This window comes from Escherichia sp. E4736 (assembly GCF_005781225.1).
GTDB lineage: Bacteria > Pseudomonadota > Gammaproteobacteria > Enterobacterales > Enterobacteriaceae > Escherichia.
In genome coordinates, this window is record NZ_VATT01000041.1 from 1 (window position 1) to 2,034 (window position 2,034).

Below are 2,034 nucleotides of genomic sequence, written 5' to 3' on the forward strand. Positions count from 1 at the left end.
CTGGAGGTCCCTGATTTTGTCAGTCACAAGACTAATCTGAGTATTGATATCAGAGACCAGGGCTCCGGCGGCTTCAGCTGCGCTGACCGCGCAGAATTTCACTGTCTATAAGAGCTGTACGGTCGACATTACGCGACTCAGCTCCGACCTGCTCTGCTTTATAGGCAACCCTGCGTAAACCGAAAATAAGCCCCCATGTGCAAAATGGAAGACCCAGAGCGGTGAACCAGAAGACAAATCCGGTTCGCTCTGATGGCCAGCACCACAGTGTAAGCGCTATGCCCCCCAGCATGACAAACGCGAGGAAAAGCAACCAACGCCCGGTGCCGGGGCGCGCTATTTTTGTGGCCTTTTCAGGGATGGCATCCAGCCAGACGGGCATAATCAGGCAACCTTTGCAGCGGTAAATGAACTGATCAATGTGCAACCACAGGCGCATTTGTGACCGTGAAATGCCACCGGGATACCATGATCAAGGTAATCAGGGTTGCCTTCTACGATGATTGTAAGGCCATGTCCCAGAACCGGGCATGACACTTTGTCGCCTTTTCGGGCAACACCGATCCCACCGAATTTCATCGTTTCGGAAGCGCTCAAAACCGAGCCCCGTGAGATGTTTTATCGCCTTTGCGGATAATTTGAAGCATATTGCGCTCATTTCCTTGTTGATATTATCGCTGGTGCATTTTAGATTTACTGACTACAAGATTTTGTTGATAAATCATTGTTAGCCACCAGTATCTATTTCACACTCACTCTCAAAAACATTATGGAATGAGTTGTTATTGAATAAGTAAGCGCTGTTTGAGCATTTTTTATCGCCTAGCGATATGTTTCCTACTTTATTTTTAGGGATGTTTTCACCATTAATCCAAATTAAATTACTGTTTGGATAAAATTCCGCAGAGAATAAGTCAGGAGAAGGAGTGCCATTATCAATAGTGGAGTAGTACTTAGAATTTCCATTAAATGAAGGCAGCTCGGAAACTACAGTTCCAGTTTCTTTGTCAACTATCCATCCGCAAACCCAGCCATTAACACCGCAATCTTTAGGTAATTCACCTTTCCCGCTTATGTATAGGCGATAGTGCCCTGCAAAATTAGCCTTTTCGCTGAGCTGCTTCTGCATTAGACTTTTCCATGCTTCGGATTTTTTAAGCTGCTCACTTGTTAAGTGAATCTTTGTCGTAAATGGTCCATGACTTAACAACACATTATGTTCTTTGAATTTTGGAGCATCTCCTTCATTAGCTAGTGCAGAAAAGCATATGGCAGCAATAAAAAGAAAGGGAAGTTTACGAACCTTCATTTTTTGACTCCTCAAGTACTTTAACCATTTCGTCAGGTTTTATGTGTGCTTTATTTATCCCGTCATCAGAATAGTAAGAAACACCTTCTTTTTTGGCATATCTTTTCTTGTGAATTTTCTTTCCTTTCTTGTCCCTAAAAAAGGAACCGTCTGGATTTGTTTCAAATTCAGTTTTAGAAGGACTTATCTCTTTTCCTTTTCTTACCCCAGCGGAAGCGAATTCTTTTGCCCAATCATAAATAGCATCTTCAACACTACCATTCCCTTCAAGGAAATTTATGATTGCTGGGCGCTTTATTTTTATAAGATACTCGTTAAATATTTTGTCTTGTGTTTCTTCATTGTAAAGGTCATTGACGTTGAGTCCAAGTTTACTTACAGCATCCTTTAATGTTTTTGGTACCACTTGGAATCGCCCTGTGGCAAATAGACCATTAGAAGTATCATCTTCTTGATAAGTCATAACTTCTTTTATTGTCATGCCTGTTAGGTTAGTTTTGTAATGTGGGCTGTAGGTAACATGTACGTTATAAGCAGAATAATCATTTTTAGACTCAACCCTACCAAGGAATTCACCAAATTTGCTATGCGCCCAACCAGTTCGGTTCTTTATTAATGATCCAAGAAATGTAATCGGATGCATATGCCACAGTGAAGGCCCTAGTTTCTCAGTGGACACATCCTGCATCCAGGCCATTTTATCAAGAAAATCCTCACTGTATTTC

Annotated in this window: 1 protein-coding gene and 3 pseudogenes; all 4 read right to left on the bottom strand. The window is 41.8% G+C overall.

Going from position 1 to position 2,034, the window contains the following annotated elements; all coding sequences use genetic code 11:
- Positions 1 to 79 precede the first annotated feature (79 nt).
- Positions 80 to 382, bottom strand: a pseudogene (locus FEK46_RS21920) (hypothetical protein); the annotation flags it as partial.
- Between the two features lie 2 nt (positions 383 to 384).
- Positions 385 to 647 (bottom strand): annotated as a pseudogene (locus tag FEK46_RS21925) (PAAR domain-containing protein).
- An 80-nt stretch (positions 648 to 727) separates the two neighbouring features.
- Positions 728 to 1,309, bottom strand: coding sequence for a hypothetical protein (locus FEK46_RS21930; protein WP_135560399.1), 582 nt, complete (start codon positions 1,307 to 1,309; stop codon positions 728 to 730).
- Positions 1,296 to 2,034: pseudogene (locus tag FEK46_RS21935) on the bottom strand (hypothetical protein); the annotation flags it as partial. The pseudogene FEK46_RS21935 and the gene FEK46_RS21930, both read right to left, overlap by 14 nt.

Coding starts and splice junctions, on each gene's coding strand:
- FEK46_RS21930 (WP_135560399.1), bottom strand. CDS start 1,309: ATGAAGGTTCGTAAACTTCCCTTTCTTTTTATTGCTGCCATATGCTTT.